We start from the raw sequence: 22825 nt of genomic DNA, 5'->3' as shown, positions 1-22825 counted from the left end.
AGGAAAAGATAGTTAAGGAGAGAAGCAAACATATGGATAGCCAAACGATATTAACAGGGCTGTTCGGTCATCCGGTGGGGCATTCGTTGTCGCCGCTTATGCATAATCGCGCGTTTGAAGCGTGTGGCTTAAATTACCGGTACGCCGCGTTCGACATTGATCCAAGTCGGGTGCAGGAGGCCGTTCAGGCCGTTCGAGCGCTTGGCATGCGCGGTGTGAATGTAACCATTCCGTATAAGGTAACTGTCATGGATTACTTGGATGAAGTAGACGAAGAAGCGAAGATAATCGGTGCGGTCAATACGATTGTCAATGAAGGAGGCAAACTTGTCGGTTATAATACGGATGGACGGGGCTATGTCCGATCGCTTACAGAAGAGACGGGCATTGATTTAGCATCGCAATCTGCCGTGCTGCTGGGAGCAGGAGGAGCAGCGCGTGGCGTAGCCATAGCTCTGCTGAAGGCCGGGCTTCCCTCACTTGTAATTGCGAACCGTACGGTGGAGAAAGCTGAACAGCTCGCCGCTCATATGAAGCAGGCTGTGCCACAGGCGACCGTTTGTGCCCTGCCGCTGAATAAGGTTGCAGAGGCGCTTGCAACTAGCACGTTGCTCATCCAAACAACGTCAATCGGCATGCATCCAAAAACGGAAGCGAGCCCTCTCCCGGCGGAAACGCTGCACGGCGGGCTTACGGTTAGCGATTTGATTTATAATCCAATGGAAACGCGCTTGTTGCGTGATGCGAAAGCGAAGGGTGCGCGCGTTCATTGCGGGGTAGGGATGTTCATCTACCAGGGCGCTTTAAGCTTTGAATATTGGACGGGACGGCCGGCTCCCGTAAACGTGATGCGCGAAGTGGTTATGGATGCGTTGCGTGGACAGTAGGAGAAAAGGAGGAACGTTATGTTAACAGGAAAGCAAAAACGGTATTTGCGTTCGTTGGCTCATCATTTAGACCCGATTTTTCAGGTAGGGAAGGGCGGTGTCAATGAAAACTTAATCAAGCAGGTCGAAGATACGCTGGAAGTGCGCGAATTGCTGAAGATTTCCGTGCTGAACAATTGCGGTGAGGACAAGCATGAGGTGGCTGAGGAGATTGCTGCCGGTAGCGGCGCGGAAATTGTGCAGATTATCGGAAATACAATTGTATTATATAAAGAGTCAAAGGAACGAAAAACCATTGAACTTCCGAAATAAGCGGAAGAAAGTTGCCATTTACGGCGGAACCTTCGACCCGATTCATGCTGTTCATCTAATTGTAGCGGAACAGGCACGGGATGCGCTCGGATTGGATGAAGTATGGTTTATGCCAGCCCGCCTTCCGCCGCATAAGTTAGGGAACCCGATTACCGAAGACAAACACCGTGTAGCGATGGTCGAACTCGCCATTGCGGACAATCCGTACTTTTCACTAAGCACGGTGGAACTGGAGATGGAATGTTCACAGCCTTCATATACTTATCATACAGTACGTCTGCTGAAAGAACGACACCCGGACACAGAATTTTACTTTATCATTGGTGGAGATATGGCTAAACATTTGCCAAAATGGTACAAAATAGAAGAGCTCATTACGATGGTGAAATTTGTGGTGCTTGCTAGACCCGGCTATATAATGGACAACAAATATATGCAAGATGTTATTCAGGTGAGAATGCCGCAGCTGGATGTTTCATCAACTATGATCCGCCAAAAAGCGGCGGATGGAAAGTCAATCCGGTATCTTGTGCCGGAGGCGGTAAGATTGTATATAGAGGAGAAACGATTATATGAAGCGTGAACAATTGCTGGAAGCTGTGCGGGGACAAATGACAAAACATCGCTATGAACATACGCTGGGTGTCATGGAAACTGCGGTGCGTCTCGCTGAGAAGTATGGCGCGGATAAGACAAAGGCGGAGACGGCTGCTATTCTTCATGATTATTGCAAGTTTTGGTCAGAAGAAAACATGCGGAAAATTATCGAGACAACGCCGCATATTCCGAAAGATTTGCTGGAACATGATAAGGAATTATGGCACGCGCATGTCGGAGCGGAAGCGGTGCGTCGTGACCTTGGTATCGAAGATGAAGAAATACTAAACGCAATCCGTTATCATACTTCCGGCCGCGAGAATATGACGTTGCTCGAAAAAGTCGTTTGTCTGGCCGATTATATAGAACCGGGTCGTCAATTCCCCGGCGTGGAGGAATTGCGCCAAGTGGCGGAAGAGGACTTGGATCGGGCGCTTGCCAAAGCTTTGGGCGGCACCATCGCATTCCTCGTAAACCGTGAAAAAAGAATATATCCTCTCACCGTTCTGGCCCGCAACTCCTTAATAAAGTCGAAAAAGAACAATAAACAGGAGGAATAAAAGCGACTATGACAGAATTGGAAATCGCTCAATTAGCCGCCAAAGCCGCGGAGGACAAAAAGGCACACAATGTGGTTATTCTTGATTTGAAGGGACTGTCCATTATTGCTGATTATTTTGTTGTTTGTCACGGCAACTCAGAGACACAGGTGCAGGCGATTGTTGATCATATAAAAGATAGTGCCGAAAAAGCTGGAATTGTCGTGCGCGGCCGTGAAGGCTACGATGACGCGCGCTGGGTGCTTGTAGACTTAGGCGATGTTGTTGTCCATGTGTTCCATCGTGATGAGCGCGAATTTTATAATATTGAACGCTTATGGAAGGATGCTCCCGTTGTCGCTGTCCAGTAGTTATCGGCGATTGGCTGACGTATATGATCATTTGATGGCCGATGCGCCATACGATCAATGGATGGGGTTTGCGGCGGAAGCGTGGCGCCTGACGCGGACGAGACCGCGCCGCGTCGCGGAGCTTGGTTGTGGCACAGGCTCTTTGACCCGTTACCTGCTGGAGCGAGAGCTGGAAGTGTGGGGTGTCGATCTGTCAGCCGACATGCTTGCGGTAGCACGGGAGAAGGTGCAGCGTAGCCATCCGCGCGCTGCCGTTCACTGGCTTAGGCAGGATATCCGTGAACTTGCGCTGCCTGAGCTGGTGGACAGCGTGATTAGCTTTTGCGATACACTGAATTACATTCCGGATGCTGAAGGGATAAAACAGGTATTCGCAAGGGTTTTCGCTACGCTTACGCCCGGCGGCACATTTTTATTCGACGTGCATACTCCGTATAAAATCGCCGAAGTATTTGGGAATGAATCGTTCTCTTATCAGGACGAACATGTGGCGTATATTTGGCAGAGCATTTACTATGAAGATGAAGAAGCGGTGGAACACGATTTAACTTTGTTTGTACGGGAAAAAGACGATTTGTACCGCCGGTTTCATGAACGGCATCGCCAGAAGGCGTATTCGCTTGAAGCTTTGCGGCAGTGGCTTGCGGATACCGGATTTGATGTTCTGTCCATTACCGCGGATTTTACATCGCAGCCGGTAGCAACAGACAGCGAACGCGCATTTTTTATTGCCCGTAAGCCTCATTAGATAAAAAGTTGACACCTGATAGGAAGATTGCATATAATTTTAGACAAATTGTAAATGATGGCATGGATAAGGAGTAGTAGTTGCCTAAGGAGCGTACCAGAGAGTTAACGGTTGGTGCGAGTTAACCGCTTCCGGCAATGAACTCGCCTTGGAGCCGATAGCGGGATATAAAGGTACCGTTATCCGTCTCATCCACGTTACGGATGCTAAAGTGAGCGCAAGGCTTGCACATAGCTCTGCGTTAACTAGGGTGGTACCGCGGGAGTAAGCCTCTCGTCCCTGGATTATAGGGACGGGAGGCTTTTTATCATATCAGCCGAGAAGCCCCCTACTTCTAAGCGTGAAGATGCTTTTGTTACCAGTGAAAGTGGGGGATGAATCGGCTTCGGACGAGGGCAGGCTTTTACCTTCTCACAAGTCCGACTGTTCTTTCCTCCCTCAATTTTGTAAAATATAAGCAACCAAGCCGAATGGTACGGACGTACAATCAGCATTGTGTGCAAAACATTCCCATCGAGTCAGTTGTGTTCCTGTTGCGGGTATCAGGATAAGGATGTAAAAGGCTTAAGCCTGCGTGAATGGGAGTGTTCAAGTGGATAAGAAAGTATATGTTATCTTAAAATCATAACGTACCAAAATACTTTCTTTCCGAATTGTAGGCAGAAAAAACTTGCGGGCAATGCCTGCGAGTTTGTCTTAATGAAGATCAGGAGGTCATTCGTTGATGAGGACGTACAATCCGCATGAAATCGAAAAAAAATGGCAGCAATACTGGAATGAAACAAACGCGCATCGCACGAACGAAGACGATGCCAAAGAAAAATTCTATTGTCTTGAACAGTTTCCATATCCGTCCGGGCGTCTTCATATGGGCCATATGCGCGTGTATTCCATTGGCGATGTGGTCGCACGCTATAAAAGAATGAGCGGCTACCGAGTTCTTCATCCGATGGGCTGGGATGCTTTTGGCATGCCGGCGGAGAATGCCGCGATTAAGCTGGGGGCCCAGCCGGCAAAATGGACATACGAAAATATCGATTTTATGAGAAACCAACAGAAACAGCTTGGGGTAAGCTATGACTGGGAGCGAGAAGTAACAACCTGCTCGCCGGAATACTATAAAATGACGCAGCAACTCTTTCTTTTGTTCTATGAAAGAGGTTTGGCTTACCGGAAAAAAGGATTGGTAAACTGGTGCCCGCACGATCAAACCGTGCTCGCTAACGAACAGGTGGAAGACGGTTGCTGCTGGCGCTGTGGCACGGAAGTCACAAAAATCGATCTTGAACAATGGTATTTCAAAATTACTGATTACGCCGATCGTTTGCTTGAAGATTTGGATCAGCTTGACGGCTGGCCCGAAAAGGTCAAAACGATGCAACGCAACTGGATTGGCCGAAGCACGGGGGCGGAAGTTACATTTGAAGTGCCGGAGTTGAACGAGAAGCTGACCGTATTCACAACGCGTCCGGATACGCTGTACGGCGTAACCTTCATGGTATTGGCGCCAGAGCATCCGATTGTACGCAAGCTTGTCAAAGGAAAAGAAAACGAAGCAGAAGTGCTAGCGTTCATTGAAAAAATTAAGAAAGAATCGGACATTACTCGTACATCGACCGATGCACCGAAAGAAGGAATGTTTACCGGGGCGTATGCTCGCCATCCGCTGACCGGTGAGGACATTCCGATCTGGATTGCGAACTATGTGTTGCTCGACTATGGCACAGGGGCTGTGATGGCAGTTCCGGCGCATGATACGCGCGACTTCGCGTTTGCCAAACAATACAACTTGCCGATTAGGCGTGTAATTGCACCAGAAGGCGAGGAAGTTGACACGAATGAGGAAATGGCAGAAGCGTACACGGAAGACGGCGTACTTGTGCAATCAGATTCATTTGACGGAATGCCGAACCGCAAGGCGCTTGCTGTCATCAGTGAGCATTTGAAGGAGAAGGGGGTAGGTGGCCCGGCGGTATCGTATCGCCTGCGCGACTGGCTCGTCTCTCGCCAGCGCTACTGGGGTGCGCCGATCCCGATTATCTACTGTGACGATTGCGGCATCGTTCCGGTACCGAAAGAAGATTTGCCCGTCATGCTGCCGGATCATGTCGTCATTGACGGAATGAGTAATCCTTTAGCTAAATCCGAAGAGTTCGTGCATACGACCTGCCCATCCTGCGGTGGGCCAGCGCGTAGGGAAACGGACACGATGGATACGTTTATCGATTCGTCATGGTACTATCTGCGCTATACAGACCCGAAAAACGACGACATTCCTTTCAATTCGAAAAAGGTGAATAAGTGGCTTCCTGTAGATGAGTACATTGGCGGTATTGAACACGCGATTTTGCACTTGCTCTACTCCCGCTTTTTCACCAAAGTATTGTATGATGCTGGCATGGTTAACTTTACCGAGCCGTTCAAGAGCTTACTTACACAGGGCATGGTGCTGAAAGACGGAGCAAAAATGTCCAAATCAAAAGGAAATGTTGTCAGTCCGGATGAAATCATTGCCAAGTACGGAGCGGATACTGGACGCTTGTTCATTTTATTCGCGGCGCCGCCGGATCGTGATCTTGAGTGGAGCGACAGCGGGGTAGAAGGAAGCTATCGCTTCTTAAATCGCGTATGGCGTATGGTGGATAGCCATGCAGAGCTTGTGGCAAGACACCCGCAGGTGAACTTGTCCGACAGCGCGGCCAAAGATTTGAACCGCACGTTACACGCGACCATTAAGAAAGTAAGTGAAGACATCGGTGAGCGTCGTCAGTTCAACACAGCAATCAGTGCCATCATGGAACTTGTAAACAAAATTTATGCGTATCCGGAAACTGCGGATCGTGGCATGCTAGCTCACGCCATTGAAACAACGGTTGTGCTGCTCGCGCCGTTCGCGCCGCACATTACGGAAGAAATGTGGCGTATGATCGGTCATGAAGATAGCGTGCACCAGCAGTCCTGGCCGAAGTATGACGCCGCCGCGCTCGTGCTTGATGAAGTGGAAATTGTCGTCCAAATCAACGGCAAAGTACGCGATAAAATGGTTATTCCAGCCAATTTGACGAAGCAGGAGATGGAGACTCTTGCTACCGAAAATGAAAAAATCAAAGAGCTGGTTGAAGGCAAGACGGTGCGTAAAGTTATCGCCGTTCCGGGCAAACTGGTAAATATCGTTGTAGGCTAGACGATACTATAGCAGCCCGGGGGTTAAAGGGCGAGAAGCTGGATTCTATTCCTGTTGAAGCTTTGAAAGATGTTCAATTAGTAGTAAATGAGAAAGCTGCTGCGGGTTTTAGCCTTAAAATTTCTGACAAATTAAAAGCAGGCGCTCAGGTCGTTAAGTAATCTTCCGAGTGCGCAAAAAACTCCTTCCTTGTTCAATGGAAGGAGTTTTTTTGGTTGGTGAACATTTCCTGAACTTCCCGTACATCTATGTTGAACTTATTGTGCGTTGCTTCAATTAAATGTTTAAACACATCCTGTGTTTCTTCATCAAGCACGTGCAAGCCGATGCCGGTTACTCCACCTGGCACGCAAACTTTGGCCTGAAGTGTCGGCAGCGAAAAACGTCCGTCTTCAAGCAGGCGGCCAAGCCCGATAATCATCTCGGTCATTAATCTTGTAGCCTGCTCCTCCGTAATGGATGCATGATCGACCGCGCTGTCAATAAAGCGTTGCATTAGAAAGCTAAAAAAAGCTGGGCCGCAGCTTACAATATCCGAGGAAATTCGTGTTTGCGATTCTTCAATCTCTATAGGCGTACTGATGGCAGAAAGAAGTGTGAGCAGCAAGGTACGATCAGTCTGGGTTAAACGGGCACCGAACGTAATGAGTGAAGCACCGCTGAGCGCTGTATTCGTAATACTGGGAATGACACGGGCCACTTTGCAAGGAATATATGCTTCTAATTGTTGCACACCGACGGAACTTGTGATAGATAGAACAAGTTTATCGGGCGTCAAATGTTCGCCAATTTCGTCGAGTACCGTCCGATATTCCAGGGGCTTGGTGCACAGAAATAGAATGTCTGCTTTTTGGGCCACATTTATGTTAGTGCTAGCCTTGATGTCCGGGTGTTTTGCCGTGAGCGCATGTAGTTTTTCCGGTGTCCGATTGGCAACAGAGATTTGGGCGGGCAGAACAGCACCAGATTCGATAAAGGCTTCAATGAGGATTGTTCCCATACTTCCCGTTCCGATAAAGCCGATATGCATCTAAATCCCCCCGGCGATTATAATTATTTAATAAGTATGAGGGGAAAGAAAGATTTAGTACACATATTTTTCTAATTATGCTAAGATAGAGATGTGGTAATTATTTACAAATATTTTGTACCATTTCTTCCGTCACAAGTTTGCGCGGCGGAAGATGGTAACGTTGCGCAAGTTGATTAATTTGTTGTGTGATGTTATTAATCTCTTCCACGCTGATTTTTTCTCCGTTCTTGCATTGCTCTACCGCTTTTTCAATCCACATTTCCCGCACCGCATCCAGTTTGCGGTAGAGCGTAATATACTCAGCTTGCCTTGCGGAGTGGGCTGAAATTGCGTGATGAACACCCATTGTTTGCAATCCTCCTTTTTTAAGTGGCGATTTTCTGAATGTTTATATAAAAAGTATAGGCAAAAAGTTAGAAAACTACAAGTAAGGGAGAGAGATGCGGTGAAAAGCTGGTTTGTAGAAAAGAAAAAATGGATCAGTATTAGTATATGTCTTTTTATTTTGGGCAGTAGTATTTATTTTTATAATTACACTCAGGAGGAAACAGAAGCAAAAACGCTTCCGTTTTCTGAGCAACAAGCGGTTACGGGCTCCTCCGTTTTCACTGCCGGGGAGAACGATCAAACGGGAGATCCCATAGAAAAAGAGGAAAGCGCGCGCTCTCCTGCGCCATCCGTTCAGGCGACTGTCGTCGTTGATGTGAAGGGCGCGGTAGCGAAGCCAGGGGTATATACGTTACCGGCTGAGGCACGTGTGTATCAGGCCATCGGGATGGCGGGCGGATTGCTTCCGGAAGCGGATGCAAAGCAAGTCAACGGAGCGCAGCGGCTTGTTGACGGCATGCTCTTATATATTCCGATAAAAGGAGAAGAGGCTCTAATCGGTACAACGGGTCTGGCATCAGCAGGAACAGCTTCTGCGCCGGGCGCACCCGGGCAGGAGGAGAAAATTAATATTAATACAGCTACATTAGAGCAACTACAAACCATTCCTGGTATTGGGCCTGGAAAAGCAGCAGCTATTATTCAATACAGGGAAGAAAATGGCCTGTTCAGAACGGTAGAGGATTTAACAAAGGTAGCAGGAATTGGTCCGAAAACATTGGAGAAAATGCGCGCCAAAATTTCTGTACAATAAAAATCTTCAAATTAAGTTGACAGGTAGGAATAGTAAGGCTATAATAAAACCAGAATCAGCTCAAGCGAGAAAATTTTATATAAGACATCTCTTATCAAGAGCGGCGGAGGGACTGGCCCGATGAAGCCCGGCAACCGGCACGTATGTGCAAGGTGCTAATTCCAGCAAAGCAGCATGCTTTGGAAGATGAGAGCGATGATACATACCTGCGTAGAATCCTCTTCTTCCAAAGAAGAGGATTTTTCTTTTGGTTGGCATCGCCGAAAACAAAGAATGATGACAGGGAGGAAAAAGAGAATGGCAGAAGAACGCAAATTCAATTTCGAGACGGTATGCTTGCACGGAGGACAGGAAGTGGACCCGACGACGCTTTCGCGCGCGGTGCCAATTTATCAAACAACTTCTTATGTATTTAAAGACACGGAGCATGCAGCCAATTTGTTCGCATTGAAAGAATTCGGTAACATTTATACGCGCATTATGAACCCGACGCAGGATACGTTTGAGAAGCGGATTGCGGAACTTGAAGGCGGTGTGGGTGCGCTTGCGGTCGCTTCCGGTCAGGCGGCAATTACGTTCTCTATTTTAAACATCGCGCATGCGGGGGATGAAATTATCGCTTCCAGCAATCTATATGGCGGAACATACAACCTGTTCGCGCATACGTTTCCGAAGTTCGGCATAACGGTGAAATTCTTTGATCCGGAAGATAAGGATGCTATTCGTGCCGCGATCACGCACAAGACAAAAGCGCTTTATGCGGAAACGATCGGAAATCCACGCGCAGATATAGTTGATTTGGAAACATTAGCGGGCATCGCGCATGAGAACGGAATTCCATTTATTGTAGATAACACGTTTGCCACTCCGTATCTTTGCCGTCCGATTGAATTTGGCGCTGACATTGTTGTTCATTCTGCTACAAAGTTTATCGGTGGTCATGGTACCTCAATTGGAGGCGTGATTGTCGACTCCGGTAACTTTGACTGGAACAATGGCAAGTTCCCAGGGTTAACTGAGCCAGATCCGAGCTATCACGGCGTAGTATACACGGAAGCAGTCGGCAATCTTGCCTACATTATCAAAGCGCGCGTACAATTGCTGCGCGACTTTGGGGCAGCGATATCTCCGTTCAACTCTTGGTTATTCTTGCAAGGGTTGGAGACGCTTCATTTACGCATGGAGCGTCATGTGGAAAATACAAAAAAAGTAGCGGAATATTTGCAAGAAAACGAACTTGTTTCCTGGGTGAATTATGCAGGGCTTGAGAGCAGTCCTTATTATGAGCGCGCAAAGAAGTATTTGCCAAAAGGACCGGGTTCCATTTTCACGTTCGGCATTAAAGGTGGGCTGGAAGAAGGCAAACGCTTTATTAACAGCCTGAAGCTTCTTTCCCACTTGGCGAATGTTGGCGATGCCAAAACGCTTGTTATCCACCCTGCAAGTACGACGCATCAGCAGCTAACGGAAGAACAACAGCGCAGTGCGGGTGTTACGCCGGATATGATTCGTCTCTCTATCGGTATTGAAGCGGTAGATGATATTATTGCCGACATTGAGCAGGCGCTTAAAGCCAGCCAACTGGTGAATGCATAATCGTAGTTTGACGGAAGCAGAATAGTAATAAGTTTTAGAAGGGGTGAGGAAGAAGACTTTCTCTCCCTTTTTTCTTTCCGGTATTCTTTTTCGCAGGTTAGAATAGTAAAGAGAAAGAAACAGAAGAGAGGGAAAGATATGAGCCCACGGAAGACATGGGATGAATATTTTATGGATTTAGCGTATATGGCCGCGACCCGGGCCACATGTCCGCGCCGTCACGTTGGGGCGGTACTAACCAAAAATAAAAAAGTGCTGGGAACGGCCTACAACGGAAGCCCAAGCGGCGTTGAGTCTTGTCTTGATGTTGGATGTATGTTGCATACCTACTATGAGGTAGACGAACAAGGGAACAGCGTTGAGAAGCAAAAATGCATTCGCACCATTCATGCAGAGCAGAATTTGCTTTTGTTTACCGACCAGGAGGAACGGCAGGGAGCCACCATCTATGTCACGGATCAGCCGTGCTGGATGTGCGCTAATTTAATCGCCAACAGCGGCATCATCGAGGTGGTCTATCATCGGATATATTTGAAAGACTATGAGAAGGTAGCACATCTTTTTGAACAGAAGCAAATTATGTTTCGTCAGTTGCTTGAGTATACGCCTCCGGCCGGGGTTCAGATAGAAATTGTAGATTAGAATATTTTTTTATAAAAAGTGTAAAAATGTGGTATGGATGATAACTAAGGGGGTAAAGATGTAGCAAGAGGATATTTTTTTGAACTATAAACGAGGTGATTTTAATGCAACCGAATGTCGCAACGATCCGTGGCGTATGTGATAATTTCCAAGCTCCTCAGGAAAGAACAGATGATGTGTATCGCATCGTGGAAGAAGCGAAATCCCGTTCCGAAATAACGGTAGAAGAAAAGAAAACGATGCAGGGCACATTGTTGCTCGGCTTTTATACGGAACACGGCGTCTTTCGTTTGGTTGTACAAGCAGGTCTGCCGATTAAAGGCCGTCTTTATATCAATGGTATTACGGAAGAGGAAATGATGAGCAATCCTCTTATTCGTCTGTTTTATGGTTCTATTTACCTGATGGGAGCGAGCGGCATGCTTCGTCTGTATGAGGAAGGAGTAAGCAGAGATATTCACTTCCGCGAGGGACGTATCTATGAAAGCAACGGATTGGGCGAGGAGAAAGAGTTGTCGAACATACTGGTGGATCAGTATATCGATCGGCAAATTTTAGAAGGTCGCATTAATTACCTGCTGGAGAAGTTGAATGATTGTATGATACATAACAAAGAACCTCACGTGCATATCATCAAGCAAGAGTTGTGTCTGCTCACTGATCAATGGAATGAGCTACAGAATTATTAGAAGGAAAGAGGAAAAAAACTTCTTCCTTTTTTTTACATTTATCTTGATTTTTATGATACAATAGAAAGAAAAAACGTATAGGGGAGAAAGGGGAAAGTAAAATGGAGATCGTACTTCCCAGGCTAAATCGACTCGTTCCTTCGCTGGAGTCGACTTTTCGCAAGCTGGTGGAAGAACAGGGAGAGCTCAGTGAAGCCATCCTTTGCTGGATGGATGAACAGGGAACACCACGGGCGCGAGAAGCGTTGCAAAACGTAGCCGGTGAATTGCTCGATGTCGCTCAAACTTGTATTTCTATGACATTTGTTCTGGAAGATTTAGCGCCTGAGGTGCGCTTGGAAGATATGATTGATGACCATCTGGCCAAACTGTTGCGCAAAGGGTATTTGGAAAGCGTAGCTGGTGATGTATATATTAAAGTGAATGAAGAAGGATTTCGGGCAATGAGTTTGCCGCGTCTTACCATTCCTGGTGTTACGCTTGACAGTACAGTATTAAATATTTCTGTCGCTATCGGGCGGTTTGCCCAATGGATCGGTAAGTTTCGCGGTGCTAGCGGAGAGAAGCGGGTTCATACAGATGAACAAATTTTAAAAGGGTGCGGTTTAAATCTTCTGCATATTGCCCAGTGTTGCTTTACAATGTTATACATATTGGAAGAGACTTTTTTGATGGATATTGATGCGCTGATGCGTGCGCATGTGGAAAAGTTGAAGAAGCGCGGGTATGTGAAATAAGAATGAGGCAACGGGCGCTTTTTTTCTGCGGTTTGTACATGCTGAGCGGGTTGGTGTGTGCTTCTCAGTTTGTCAACAGCGCCCGTTTAGGTTGCGGTTTGCTGTTAGGGTTTATAATCGTGGGGATATTGCCTGTTTTCAAGAATAAGGCATACTATAAACTTGTTGTGACGGGACTTTTGTTCTTTATCACAGGATTTTCTTGGTATTTGTGGATCGAAAAACATAATGTGAGCATTTTACCAGATGAAACGAACGCAGCATTTGCGGGAGAGATTCAGAGCGCAGTGATGTTTGATGGAGATCGCTGCAAATTTATTTTGCGCATTCATGTACTTAATGGGAAAGCCTTAGAAGTTCCAGAGCTGGTGCAGACAACGATTTATTTTCGGAATGAGGCGAGCCGAAGGCAGGCGGAGAAAGTTCTCAGCTATGGAGCAACCTTGAGCGGAAAAATAGAAATCGAACGTCCGGCCCCTCCTACAAACCCGGGCGCTTTTGACTACCCAACGTATCTCCATAGAAAGCATATTCATCGGATTGGAAAGATATGGGATGTTGAAAGTTTATCCTACGGACATGCACCAATCGGATTTACAGGATTGATGATGTCCTGGCAGAAAAAGCTGGCGAATCGGGCTTTCGAATTATATCATCCGACATCAGCGGGCTTGCTTTCAGGAATGTTACTCGGAGCGGTGGATCGTGTAGACCCGGAATTGTACACTACATTTTCTTCGCTTGGGCTTACCCATGTGATTGCGATTTCTGGGCAGCACATTACGCTTCTTGTTGTCGCACTTGTTTACGTTTTACGTTTATTCGGCTTTACCCGGGAGCGTTCTTATTTGCTTACCGCGTGTTTGTTGCCGGTATACGTAGTAATGACCGGTTCCAGCGCTTCGGCAGTACGTGCGCTTATCATGGGTGAACTGGCCTTGTTTGCGCTTCTTATGCGCCGGGCAAAAGATGGCTGGAACCTTTTGGGTGCTTCCTTTTTATGTATGGCGCTTGCCAACCCCTATTATATTCATGATGTAGGGTTTCAACTGTCTTATCTTGTTACTTTTGGATTGCTTTCCTTTGTACCGCCGTTGATGCGTAAGCTTCCCTTTAAACGGGACGGAGTACGGGGTCTTGCTGCGGTGACATTAGCAGCTACACTTGTTTCTTTTCCGCTGACGATTTATTACTTTCACGTTTATTCTTTTCTTTCACCTCTGGTCAATTTTTTGTTTGTTCCCTTTATAAGTATCATGATCGCGCCGATGGCCGCTATTTCATTTATGCTGGGGATGATCCATCCAGCTTTCGGGTTCTTGCCGGCAAAAGTGGTGGACACGCTCCTGCTTCCAGTTTTACAGCTGTTGGATAAGGCTGAAGAATGGCGGAGTTTTCGTTTTGTTTTTCGTTCGCCATCTTTGTTTTGGATAGGTGGATATACGTTCTGGCTTCTCTTTCTCCTTGGATGGTTGTATGATAAAATAGCCCTTAATTGGAAAAATGTGATGATTTTTGCATCTTTTTCTTTCCTTTTGTTCGGAACTCTTTTTATTTCTTGGGAAAGAAAAGGGGTGACCATTACATTTTTGGACATCGGACAAGGAGACGCTATCGTCGTCGAAACTCCGCGCAATGTTGTGCTTATTGATGGAGGAGGACCGCTGCCGGAGGGGAATAAAAAGCCATGGCAGCGGCGAAGAGACCCGTTCAATCCAGTCAAATCCGTCGTTATGCCGTTTCTTTATTCGCGGGGGATTTCTACCATTGACTTGCTGGTGCTTACGCACGGAGATAGCGACCATGTTGGGGGGATGCCGTATTTGCTAAATCATATTCGCGTTAAACAGGCCATGGTAAATGGTTTGCCTGCAAAGACAGAAATCGAAGCAGAAATAAACCGATTGTTTAAAGAAAAACGCATTTCTGTCAGGAAAGCCGAACAGGGGCAGGTGTGGAGGGAGGAACCAGAGATCGTATGGCGCGTTCTTAATCCTGCTTCCGCGCCTTCATCCACTGGAGAAGACAATGCAAATTCGGTTGTGTTGTTACTTCAAGCCTACGGTGTGCGCATGTTGTTTACGGGCGATCTGGAAAAGGATGGGGAACAACGTCTATTAAGCGAAGCGAACATTGGCCGGGTGGATGTGCTTAAAGTTGGGCATCATGGCAGCAAAAGTTCGACTTCGGAAAATTGGGTGAACTATCTTAAGCCGAAGCTGTCTGTGATTTCCGTAGGGAAGAAGAACCGTTACGGCCACCCACACCGTGAAGTGATAGCAAGACTTGCTGCGCTGGATAGCATTATTTTACGGACGGACATATGCGGGGCGATCACTGTTTATGTGCGGGATGGCATAGTTATATATAGAACTTTTGGGAAATCTACGGCGTGCAGATAGATAAAATTTATGATTTGCGCAACATTTAGCATATACCTTACGTCTTAAAAGTATGAGAGGGGAGGCACGGGCGTGGTTGATGCAGAGTTAATACGCTCCGCCCAGAACGGGGATCGGAAGGCTCTTGTGCAATTACTGGAGTCCATAGAGCATTCTGTGTATCGTACCGCGTTTTATATACTGGGAAACGAGCATGATGCACTAGACGCTTCCCAAGAAGCGCTGATTCGAATTTATACGAAAATCGATACATACCAGGAGAAGGCAAAGTTTTCCACTTGGGTACAGCGTATCGTTACCAATATATGCATCGATAAATTTCGTAAAAAGAAAGAAACTGTCTCAATTGATCAGCATGAGCTTACGCTTTACGATTCGCATGATGTAGAGCGTGAAATAGAGCGGGCAGGAGTTGCTGAAGAAGTAAGGGAAGCTATCAAGCGGCTACCCGAGCATCAACGCACTGTTGTTACATTGCGCTATCTTCAGGATTTATCATATGGTGAGATTGCGGAAGTTATGGATATGCCTTTGAATACCGTTAAGTCATACCTTTATCGGGCCCGGCAGCATCTTCAGGAATTGCTGCATGAATATCAGAAAGGTGGTGTGTAGAGTGAGTTGCGAAGAAGCTTATGAGTGGATGCAGCGCGATTTGGATGGCGAGCTTGATGATGCCGAGAAAGAAGAATTATTGCGGCACTATACGTCTTGTCCAGCATGTGCTTTGTTGTACGAGCGTTTACACTCTCTATCTACCTATCTTGAACAATTACCGATAGTAGAGCCACCGTTTAGCATTGTCCAATCTATTTTGCCACAGCTTGATGAAATCGACCGAACGCGCCAGCTCTCTCCTTCCGACCGTGAGCAAGTTGCTTCCGTGGAGGTTTTGCCGAAAAAGAAGAAAAGGGCGATTTGGTACCGCTATATCGGCACGGCGACGGCAGCAGGCTTGCTGATTTCGGCTATCATTTTTACGCTTGATCAGACGACGATGAAACAATCGCTTTTGGAGACCAATGTGCAGAGTTTGACGAAGGAAAATCCGGGAATATCAACTGCTATGAAAGCAAAAGAAGAAAGAACGGAACCACAGCAGGAGAAAGATATCCAGCAAGGAGGGCAAAAAATTGCTTTGCGCTCTCCCGCTTCTGATAAAGCAGAAGTAAATACAGCCGCTTTTGGAGAATCTTCAGCCCCGGGACATTCTTTAGCGGAGAAGCGCCAAAATTCCGGGAATTTATCCGATAGTCTTTCTTCTGCCAAGCAAACAAAGGCACATGAGGCGACGCCACAGGCTGGACCGAAACGCGATTCCACACCGCAAGTGTCGTTAGCTCAGCCGAACTCTGAAGCGCAAGCGGAGGTTGCTAAGGCAGATGAACCAAGAGAGGATGCGGAACCCAGACAAGAAGTCGCCATAGCCAAAGCGACGGAGCCTCAGGAAGATAATAAAACGTTTGCTGCTAAATCTAGTGAGGCTTCCTCGCTAAAGAAAGATGCTACGACTGAACATCCGCCGATGCTTATGGGTGAGAAAAAGGTTGCTATCGCAGAGGGACAGGCGCAAGAAAAAGAAGGAACGGGAGCAAACAATGCATATAAGCCGCCCGGAAAACCGTCTCCTAGCCGAGAGTTTTTTGTGAGCAAGAACGGCAATCGGTTGCTTGTGCGTGATGGAACAGGGCATATTGAGTTTGTGACGCATACATGGCCTGATGTGTATAACGTCTCCTATTATTGGATTAACGACAAGCAAATTTTGTATAAACTTGAGTATATTTCTCGTCCAGGTACGGAAGACGCGCCGGTACCTGAACCGCAGGAATGGTTAATTGACCTCGAAAAAAATATTGAACATCCAATTTTTAATAAATAAGCACGCTTTTTTGTTTATTGCGTATGATGTAGTAAAAGCGACAGTGCTTATCGCTCGGGGGTCAGGAAAAGGGCCCGCTTGGTTCTCGAGCGTTTACATATACGCATAGCCTTCTATAGGCCATGGCACGTGGTTTTGCCATGGTTTTTTTATTTGTCCGCATTCAACCTGATATAATACGATAGATGAGAGGAGAGTGGGGTGACAAGAGATGCAGATTCGGCAGGTGATACGGGAAATTAAGCAAGGAAAGGTGGCGCCAGTGTATGTATTGTACGGAAGCGAGCAATATATGATGGACGAGCTGGTGAGGCTGATTGAAGAACGGATGCTGGATGATGCGAGCCGCGATTTTAATTATAGCGTGTACGACTTGCGAGAAATTCCGGTGCAGGTTGCGCTCCAAGATGCGGAAACGTTTCCTTTTATGGGTGAAAAAAGGGTTGTGCGGGCTTCGCACGCGCTGTTTTTAACCGGGGTGAAGTTGCCGTCCGGTGCGCCAGAACATGATTTGGAGGCGCTTGTACAATACGCGAATCATCCGCCTGAACATTCTGTTCTGATTCTTGAAGTAGCACAGGATAAGCTAGATGAGCGAAAAAAAGCGGTAAAAGCATTGAAGCATAACGGCATCGTTCTTGAATGTGCGCCGTTAAAAGAAGCAGAACTGGCGGATTGGGTTGTGCGGCAGGCCAAGCGGTATCATGTCCACATGGAAGTGGCTGCGGCGGAGCTTTTGATCGCGATGAGCGGCACGCAATTGCGCCAACTGGATAAAGAGGTCGAGAAAATGGCAATGTATGTCGGCGAAGGTGAAGAAATCACCAAGCAGACGGTTGAAATGCTGGCGACTCGGGAATTAGAACATGATATTTTCCGTTTAATTGATAAAGTTGCACGCCTCGAAATTGAGGATGCCGTTCAAATATATTATGATTTGCAGCGGATAAATGTTGGAAGCAGCGAAACGAAAGGAGAAGGGGAACCATTGAAAATCCTGGCTTTGCTGGCGCGGCAGTTCAGGATTTTGTTGCAGATAAAGACGCTTAAGTCGCGCGGCTATTCTCCACAACAAATGGCCGCTATGCTTGGGATTCATCCGTATGTCGCCAAACTTGCCGTTGAGCAGGCGCGGGCATTCAGTGAACAAGCGCTTAGAAAAATTTTGCACAGACTGGCTGAAGAAGATATCCGGATTAAAACCGGGCAAATTGATAAAGTGCTTGCGCTGGAGCTTTTTATTCTTGGATTGAAAGATATCATGCATGCTTCCTGAGCGCAGCAACAGAAAAAGCGACCTTATATACAGGTCGCTTTTTCTTGATATGAATGCATTCATATATGCATATATGGTTATGCGGACAAACCGTTAACCTTCTTCGCCAGACGAGATTTCTTGCGGGCAGCCGCGTTTTTATGGATGAGACCTTTAGTTACAGCCTTATCCAAACGTTTGCTTGCGATTTGCAACGCGGTTTTAGCTGCTTCCACATCGCCTGCTGCTATAGCAACCTCCACGCCTTTGATCGCGGTGCGAAGAGCGGATTTTTGAGCGGCACGGTGTGCACGGCGCTTTTCAATCTGTTTTGTACGCTTAATTGCAGATTTAATGTTTGGCATTAGATTCACCTCCTTGGTGCATCCGATACGTCATTATAAAGTCAACAAATGAAATTGTATCATGTACGCCAAACGTTTGCAAGAAAGTTTTTGTTTTCCTTTTGCCGCTTACGTAGCAAAAATGCCTGCTTTGTATCGCCTTGGACGGCTTCGCAAAACATCTGGGCCGCTCGGGCGCATTTGTCTTGTACAGGTTTTCGATAGAACTTTAGTATAAAGGAGAAGGGAACGGGAAAGCATGGAAACGAGGTGATATGCATGGATAAACATCTTGATTTAAGCATATATAGTGTACGAACTGACCTGGCGTTGGAAGCACGGGAGATGGCGGAACAAGAACAAGCAGGTGAGTTGAATGGCATCCGATTCCACAGCGAAGAAGAAGGCGGAATTACCGTTTCGAAAATGGTAGTAGAAACGATGGAAGGCGCGAAGCGTATCGGAAAGATGCCGGGCCGGTACGTTACCCTTGAAGTTCCCGGTTTACGAAGCCAAGACTCCGAACTTCAGGATAGAGTGGCAACACGGTTTGCGCAAGAGTTTCATACGTTTCTGAGCGAGACGGGGATTAAGGAGAACGACAGTGCTTTGATCGTAGGACTTGGCAACTGGAACGTGACGCCGGACGCAGTCGGGCCGCTTGTGGTAGAAAATGTTCTTGTCACTCGTCATTTGTTTGAATTGATGCCGGAACAGGTGGAAGAAGGGTATCGGCCGGTCAGCGCCATTTCGCCTGGCGTTCTGGGGATTACCGGTATTGAAACGAGCGAGATTGTATATGGGGTCGTAGAAAAGACAAAGCCTGATTTTGTGATTGCAATTGATGCGCTTGCGTCACGCGCACTTGAAAGAGTAAACACCACGATTCAGATTTCAGATACAGGTATCAGCCCGGGCTCAGGCGTTGGTAATAAGCGAAAACCGCTAACCAAAGAAACGCTCGGCATTCCAGTTATCGCTGTTGGTGTACCTACGGTCGTTGACGCTGTGACCATCGTTCATGATACGATTTCGTATATTTTGGGTCATCTGGGGCGTCAGCTGAAAGAAGCGAAAAACCCGAAACCGTCCAGCCGTCTGCTGCCGCGCGGCTTTCAGTTTCCTGGCAAAGTGAAGCGATACACAGAAGAGGACATGCCGGACGCGGAGGAGAAACAAGCCATTCTTGGCATGATCGGCGGACTGGAAGAAAATGAAAAGCGGCAGCTTATTCATGAAGTACTCGCCCCGCTCGGCCACAATTTAATCGTGACCCCGAAAGAAATAGATGATTATGTAGAAGATATCGCTAACGTTGTTGCGAACGGGCTTAATGCTGCTTTGCACGGTTCCATTGATATGGACAATGTGTCGGCATACACGCATTAAGGTGTATTGACTTGATACATCAACCCTATTTCATGGCGCGTAGCAGGAATGGCGAAATACGAAAATGGATAGACCATAGACAAAGAAGTGAGAAACTGGGAGAAATATCCTTTTTCTCACTTCTTTATTTTTTATGTCTTTCTTTGTTCTATAAAAGACTCACGATTCATAGATTTAGTAGAGAAATCGATGAAGACAATGGACAACCTTTGAACAGCGGGAAAGGAGAGTATGGCATGTACAGAAGATATCGCGGTTTTGTCGTGAATTTGTACGGGGCAGGCATGCAGAGAAGTTTTGTTATCCTTTCGCTGGGAACGGCGGTTATTTTTATATTCATGGGTATTTTGTTCGTCTCGCAGGCGGATAGACGGCTTTCTTCGCAACATATCGGAAAAATGACGGTAGCGATGTCGAACAGTGTGCTTCTTCATACGATGGGCTACGAAATTCCTTATTTCAAGACGATGGCGAAACATGGAGAAAATATTGATGTATCTTCCCTTGCATTTCGGCTTGTAACAAGTATTAATTTGAAAGATCCGCGCAGCTTTCTCGGAAACGAGTTGCCGGGCTTTAGCTTATATGATACGGAAGTACTGGTCTCGGGAAAGGAATTAGCATTGAGCGAGTTGCCGTTTGAATCTTCGCCGCCGCCAGAAGCGCTGAAGGATGCACCGGGTGAGGTGAGAGAAGCGACTTCGGAAAAAGAAGCACCGCCAAATGGGGAGCCGCTGTCTACCAACGGCCAAAAAGTTTTTTTCATTTATAACACGCATAACAGGGAATCATGGGTACACGCGGTGCCGAAAGCGCGCAAGCAAAACGATCCGAATTTGGCGATGGATTCAAAAGTGAATGTTACCCTCATAAGCAAGCGCTTGGCACAGTCGCTTGAAAAAAACGGGATCGGCTCTTCTGTAGGGAAGACGGATTTTACAGGTCGTTTGATTGATCGTCATGCTTCGTACGCGCTTTCTTATGCGGAATCGTTAAAAACGGTCAAGGAGGTGATGACCGAAAACAGAAGCTTGAATTATTTTATCGACATTCACAGGGATTCGCTGCGCCGTGATTCAACAACGGTAAAAATTAATGGAAAAACGTATGCACAACTTCATTTTGTCATCGGTATGCGTAACAAAAACTGGGAGAAAAATCAGCAATTCGCCCTTAAGATACACAATGCGGTCGAAAAGAAATATCCTGGTCTCTCTAAAGGTATATTTGGCAAAAAAGGTGGGAATGGTGAATATAACCAGTCCGTTTCTCCCAATGCTATCCTGATCGAAGTAGGTGGTGTGGACAATACCTTAGAGGAATGTTACCGCACGGCTGACGCGTTAGGGGATGCGATTGCTGAAATATATTGGGAAGCGGAGAAAGTCAATGCGAAAAAGAAGCCGAAACAGTCCTGACAGGAGGGAGCACGGTGAAGCTGGCCGCCAAATTCTTTTTGCTTGTCGGTGTTTTGTTCGCAGGGGTTCTATGCGGCATCAATCTGGCGGAGAAAGGTATCCAGCGTATTGAAGGCGCCTCTGACCAACCGTTGAAAGGATTTTATGTTAAAAAAGTGGAGGACGGGCGTTTTGAAGTTGAAGTTTTGGGGAAGCAGATAATTTCCGAGCAATCGTTTTCAGATGTCAAAGCGACAGGCGAGAACTGGGTAAGCCAGTTGGGAAACAAAATGCGTAATTGGGTGGTTGCAATAACGCGCAATATGATGGAGTGGATTATGGATAAGCTGTAAAGGAAGCAATCGCTGGAGCGGTTGCTTTTTTACATTGTAGTGCGTATAAAACAGCAAGTTTTTCTTACCTGGATTGGAAGGGAGGAAGAGGAAGCGTACGGAATATGATAAGATTGCATGGAGGAGGAACTTTACTTAAGGCAGGGGGAAGGCCAATGGACGTGTACGGAACAAGAATCGATAGATTGCGTAAGGAGTTGGAAGGTCGGGGCGCGGATGCGGCATTGCTTACATCGCCTTTGTCCGTAGCGTATCTAACCGGCTTTGTTTGTGATCCACACGAACGTTTTATGGCTCTTTTGTTGCAGGAAGATAAAGCAGTATTATTCGTGCCTTTACTTGAACTTGAAAAAGCCGAAAACGCATTGAGCGCAACAGGTGCAATCGAGGGAGAAATTATCGGCGTACGGGATACGGATGAGCCATTCGCTTTGGTAAAACAAAATATGAAGGGAGCCGTTCGGCGGATGGCGGTTGAAAAGAAATATATGAGGCTGAGTCAAGCTGAACGTTTGATGGCTGTGTCTCCTGGTTTGCAGATGCTTGATGCGGGCCATATCATTGCAAAGATGCGGAACAAAAAAACGCAGGAAGAAGTTGAGCGCATCCGCGCAGCAGTACAGCTTGTTGAAGATGTGCTTGCGGAGGGATTAACACGCGTCAAAGCAGGCATAACGGAACTTGAGCTTGTTGCTGAACTGGAATACATTATGAAACAGAAAGGCGCGGATGCGCCTGCATTTGACACGATGGTGTTGGCAGGGGCGAATTCAGCGTTACCGCATGGTGTTCCGGGAAAGACGATCGTGCAGGAAGGCGGATTTTTGCTGTTTGACCTTGGCGTATTGAAAGACGGATACTGTTCCGATATTACCCGCACATTTGTTATAGGGGAGCCGAGTGCGGAAATGGAGAAGATATATGATACGGTTCTGCGTGCCGAAGAAGCGGCGCTTCGTGCGGTACGGGTCGGACGGCCTCTGGCTGAAGTCGATAAAGCCGCTCGTAATATAATCAATGCGGCCGGTTACGGGCCGTATTTTACGCATCGGGTCGGTCATGGGCTCGGCATGGAAGTGCATGAATACCCGTCTGTACATGGAACAAATGAAGAATTGATAGAACAAGGCATGGTCTTTACTATTGAACCCGGTATATATGTCCCAGGTGTGGGCGGCGTGCGAATTGAAGACGATGTGTATGTGGCGGCGGATGGTGCCCAAACGCTTACTGCTTTTCCGAAAGCGCTGACCAAGCTTGAGATTTGAATTGCTGTTCTATTCAGCACCTGATATAATAGTACTTAGTGCATTTTTTCCTCGTGGGA

At 46.9% G+C, this 22825-nt stretch carries 23 protein-coding genes, 1 pseudogene, 1 riboswitch and 1 other annotated feature; of the genes and pseudogenes, 21 read left to right on the top strand and 3 right to left on the bottom strand.

Annotation, left to right across the window (positions count from 1 at the left end; translation table 11 throughout):
* The first annotated feature begins 32 nt into the window (after window positions 1–32).
* The 8 genes and pseudogenes from aroE (at window position 33) to leuS (ending at window position 6638) form a co-directional block, all read left to right on the top strand.
* Window positions 33–887: a shikimate dehydrogenase gene (gene aroE / locus K3F53_RS13740; protein WP_057898039.1), complete on the top strand. Its 855-nt coding sequence runs from the start codon at window positions 33–35 to the stop codon at window positions 885–887.
* Window positions 888–905: 18 nt separating this feature from the next.
* Window positions 906–1199: a ribosome assembly RNA-binding protein YhbY gene (gene yhbY / locus K3F53_RS13735; RefSeq protein ID WP_057898040.1), complete on the top strand. Its 294-nt coding sequence runs from the start codon at window positions 906–908 to the stop codon at window positions 1197–1199.
* Window positions 1183–1782, top strand: coding sequence for a nicotinate-nucleotide adenylyltransferase (locus tag K3F53_RS13730; protein ID WP_057898041.1), 600 nt, complete (start codon window positions 1183–1185; stop codon window positions 1780–1782). The genes yhbY and K3F53_RS13730 overlap by 17 nt, the downstream gene beginning before the upstream one ends.
* On the top strand, window positions 1772–2356 hold the full coding sequence (yqeK, locus tag K3F53_RS13725; protein ID WP_057898042.1) for a bis(5'-nucleosyl)-tetraphosphatase (symmetrical) YqeK: 585 nt from the start codon (window positions 1772–1774) through the stop codon (window positions 2354–2356). The genes K3F53_RS13730 and yqeK overlap by 11 nt, the downstream gene beginning before the upstream one ends.
* An 8-nt stretch (window positions 2357–2364) precedes the next feature.
* Window positions 2365–2706 carry a ribosome silencing factor gene (rsfS, locus tag K3F53_RS13720; protein ID WP_057898043.1) on the top strand — a complete coding sequence of 114 codons (342 nt, stop codon included), beginning with the start codon at window positions 2365–2367 and terminating at the stop codon, window positions 2704–2706.
* Window positions 2690–3454 (top strand): class I SAM-dependent DNA methyltransferase, encoded by a 765-nt coding sequence (locus K3F53_RS13715; RefSeq protein WP_246615639.1) that lies wholly within the window; start codon window positions 2690–2692, stop codon window positions 3452–3454. The genes rsfS and K3F53_RS13715 overlap by 17 nt, the downstream gene beginning before the upstream one ends.
* Window positions 3455–3508: 54 nt before the next feature.
* Window positions 3509–3738, top strand: a binding site (T-box leader).
* 178 nt (window positions 3739–3916) lie between these two features.
* Window positions 3917–4048 (top strand): annotated as a pseudogene (locus K3F53_RS13710) (zinc ribbon domain-containing protein); the annotation flags it as partial.
* A gap of 130 nt (window positions 4049–4178) precedes the next feature.
* Window positions 4179–6638 (top strand): leucine--tRNA ligase, encoded by a 2460-nt coding sequence (gene leuS / locus K3F53_RS13705; protein ID WP_220560970.1) that lies wholly within the window; start codon window positions 4179–4181, stop codon window positions 6636–6638.
* A gap of 193 nt (window positions 6639–6831) precedes the next feature.
* Here the strand turns inward: leuS and comER are convergent, their stop codons facing one another.
* Together comER and K3F53_RS13695 are read right to left on the bottom strand one after the other, a co-directional pair.
* Window positions 6832–7668 (bottom strand): late competence protein ComER, encoded by an 837-nt coding sequence (comER, locus tag K3F53_RS13700; RefSeq protein ID WP_057898046.1) that lies wholly within the window; start codon window positions 7666–7668, stop codon window positions 6832–6834.
* A 100-nt stretch (window positions 7669–7768) separates the two neighbouring features.
* Window positions 7769–8017: a DUF2533 family protein gene (locus tag K3F53_RS13695; protein ID WP_057898047.1), complete on the bottom strand. Its 249-nt coding sequence runs from the start codon at window positions 8015–8017 to the stop codon at window positions 7769–7771.
* A gap of 99 nt (window positions 8018–8116) precedes the next feature.
* On the opposite strand from K3F53_RS13695, the gene K3F53_RS13690 reads away from it, so the two are divergent.
* The 9 genes from K3F53_RS13690 (at window position 8117) to holA (ending at window position 18036) form a co-directional block, all read left to right on the top strand.
* Window positions 8117–8812 carry a helix-hairpin-helix domain-containing protein gene (locus tag K3F53_RS13690; RefSeq protein ID WP_057898048.1) on the top strand — a complete coding sequence of 232 codons (696 nt, stop codon included), beginning with the start codon at window positions 8117–8119 and terminating at the stop codon, window positions 8810–8812.
* An 88-nt stretch (window positions 8813–8900) separates the two neighbouring features.
* Window positions 8901–9005: riboswitch (SAM riboswitch) on the top strand.
* Window positions 9006–9109: 104 nt separating this feature from the next.
* A complete protein-coding gene (locus K3F53_RS13685) occupies window positions 9110–10408 on the top strand; it encodes a homocysteine synthase (RefSeq protein WP_057898049.1) in 1299 nt (432 codons plus the stop codon).
* A gap of 138 nt (window positions 10409–10546) precedes the next feature.
* A complete protein-coding gene (locus K3F53_RS13680; RefSeq protein ID WP_057898050.1) occupies window positions 10547–11050 on the top strand; it encodes a deoxycytidylate deaminase in 504 nt (167 codons plus the stop codon).
* Between the two features lie 104 nt (window positions 11051–11154).
* On the top strand, window positions 11155–11739 hold the full coding sequence (locus tag K3F53_RS13675; protein ID WP_057898051.1) for a hypothetical protein: 585 nt from the start codon (window positions 11155–11157) through the stop codon (window positions 11737–11739).
* A gap of 101 nt (window positions 11740–11840) precedes the next feature.
* Window positions 11841–12476, top strand: coding sequence for a MazG-like family protein (locus K3F53_RS13670; protein WP_057898052.1), 636 nt, complete (start codon window positions 11841–11843; stop codon window positions 12474–12476).
* Window positions 12477–12478: 2 nt separating this feature from the next.
* Complete coding sequence (locus K3F53_RS13665; RefSeq protein WP_057898053.1) at window positions 12479–14878, top strand: DNA internalization-related competence protein ComEC/Rec2; 2400 nt, start codon at window positions 12479–12481, stop codon at window positions 14876–14878.
* 72 nt (window positions 14879–14950) lie between these two features.
* Window positions 14951–15493, top strand: coding sequence for an RNA polymerase sigma factor (locus K3F53_RS13660; RefSeq protein WP_057898054.1), 543 nt, complete (start codon window positions 14951–14953; stop codon window positions 15491–15493).
* A 1-nt stretch (window position 15494) separates the two neighbouring features.
* Window positions 15495–16760, top strand: a complete 1266-nt coding sequence (locus tag K3F53_RS13655) for an anti-sigma factor (protein ID WP_057898055.1) — start codon at window positions 15495–15497, stop codon at window positions 16758–16760.
* 211 nt (window positions 16761–16971) lie between these two features.
* Window positions 16972–18036 (top strand): DNA polymerase III subunit delta, encoded by a 1065-nt coding sequence (gene holA, locus K3F53_RS13650; protein WP_057898056.1) that lies wholly within the window; start codon window positions 16972–16974, stop codon window positions 18034–18036.
* A gap of 77 nt (window positions 18037–18113) precedes the next feature.
* Here holA and rpsT read toward each other — a convergent pair whose 3' ends face one another.
* Window positions 18114–18380, bottom strand: coding sequence for a 30S ribosomal protein S20 (gene rpsT, locus K3F53_RS13645; protein WP_057898057.1), 267 nt, complete (start codon window positions 18378–18380; stop codon window positions 18114–18116).
* Window positions 18381–18638: 258 nt separating this feature from the next.
* On the opposite strand from rpsT, the gene gpr reads away from it, so the two are divergent.
* From gpr to K3F53_RS13625, 4 genes are all read left to right on the top strand, one after another.
* Window positions 18639–19748 (top strand): GPR endopeptidase, encoded by a 1110-nt coding sequence (gene gpr / locus K3F53_RS13640; protein WP_091260283.1) that lies wholly within the window; start codon window positions 18639–18641, stop codon window positions 19746–19748.
* Between the two features lie 236 nt (window positions 19749–19984).
* Window positions 19985–21166, top strand: coding sequence for a stage II sporulation protein P (spoIIP, locus tag K3F53_RS13635; RefSeq protein ID WP_057898060.1), 1182 nt, complete (start codon window positions 19985–19987; stop codon window positions 21164–21166).
* A 14-nt stretch (window positions 21167–21180) separates the two neighbouring features.
* Window positions 21181–21498, top strand: coding sequence for a DUF3679 domain-containing protein (locus K3F53_RS13630; protein ID WP_057898061.1), 318 nt, complete (start codon window positions 21181–21183; stop codon window positions 21496–21498).
* A gap of 155 nt (window positions 21499–21653) precedes the next feature.
* Entirely contained in the window at window positions 21654–22766 is a 1113-nt protein-coding gene (locus K3F53_RS13625; RefSeq protein WP_057898062.1) for a M24 family metallopeptidase, read from the top strand.
* The last annotated feature ends 59 nt before the right edge of the window (window positions 22767–22825 follow it).

This window comes from Aneurinibacillus thermoaerophilus (genome assembly GCF_019603355.1).
In the GTDB taxonomy this organism is placed as follows: domain Bacteria; phylum Bacillota; class Bacilli; order Aneurinibacillales; family Aneurinibacillaceae; genus Aneurinibacillus; species Aneurinibacillus thermoaerophilus.
The sequence above is the reverse complement of the archived record's forward strand: the minus strand, read 5'-3'. Positions and strand labels throughout refer to the sequence as shown.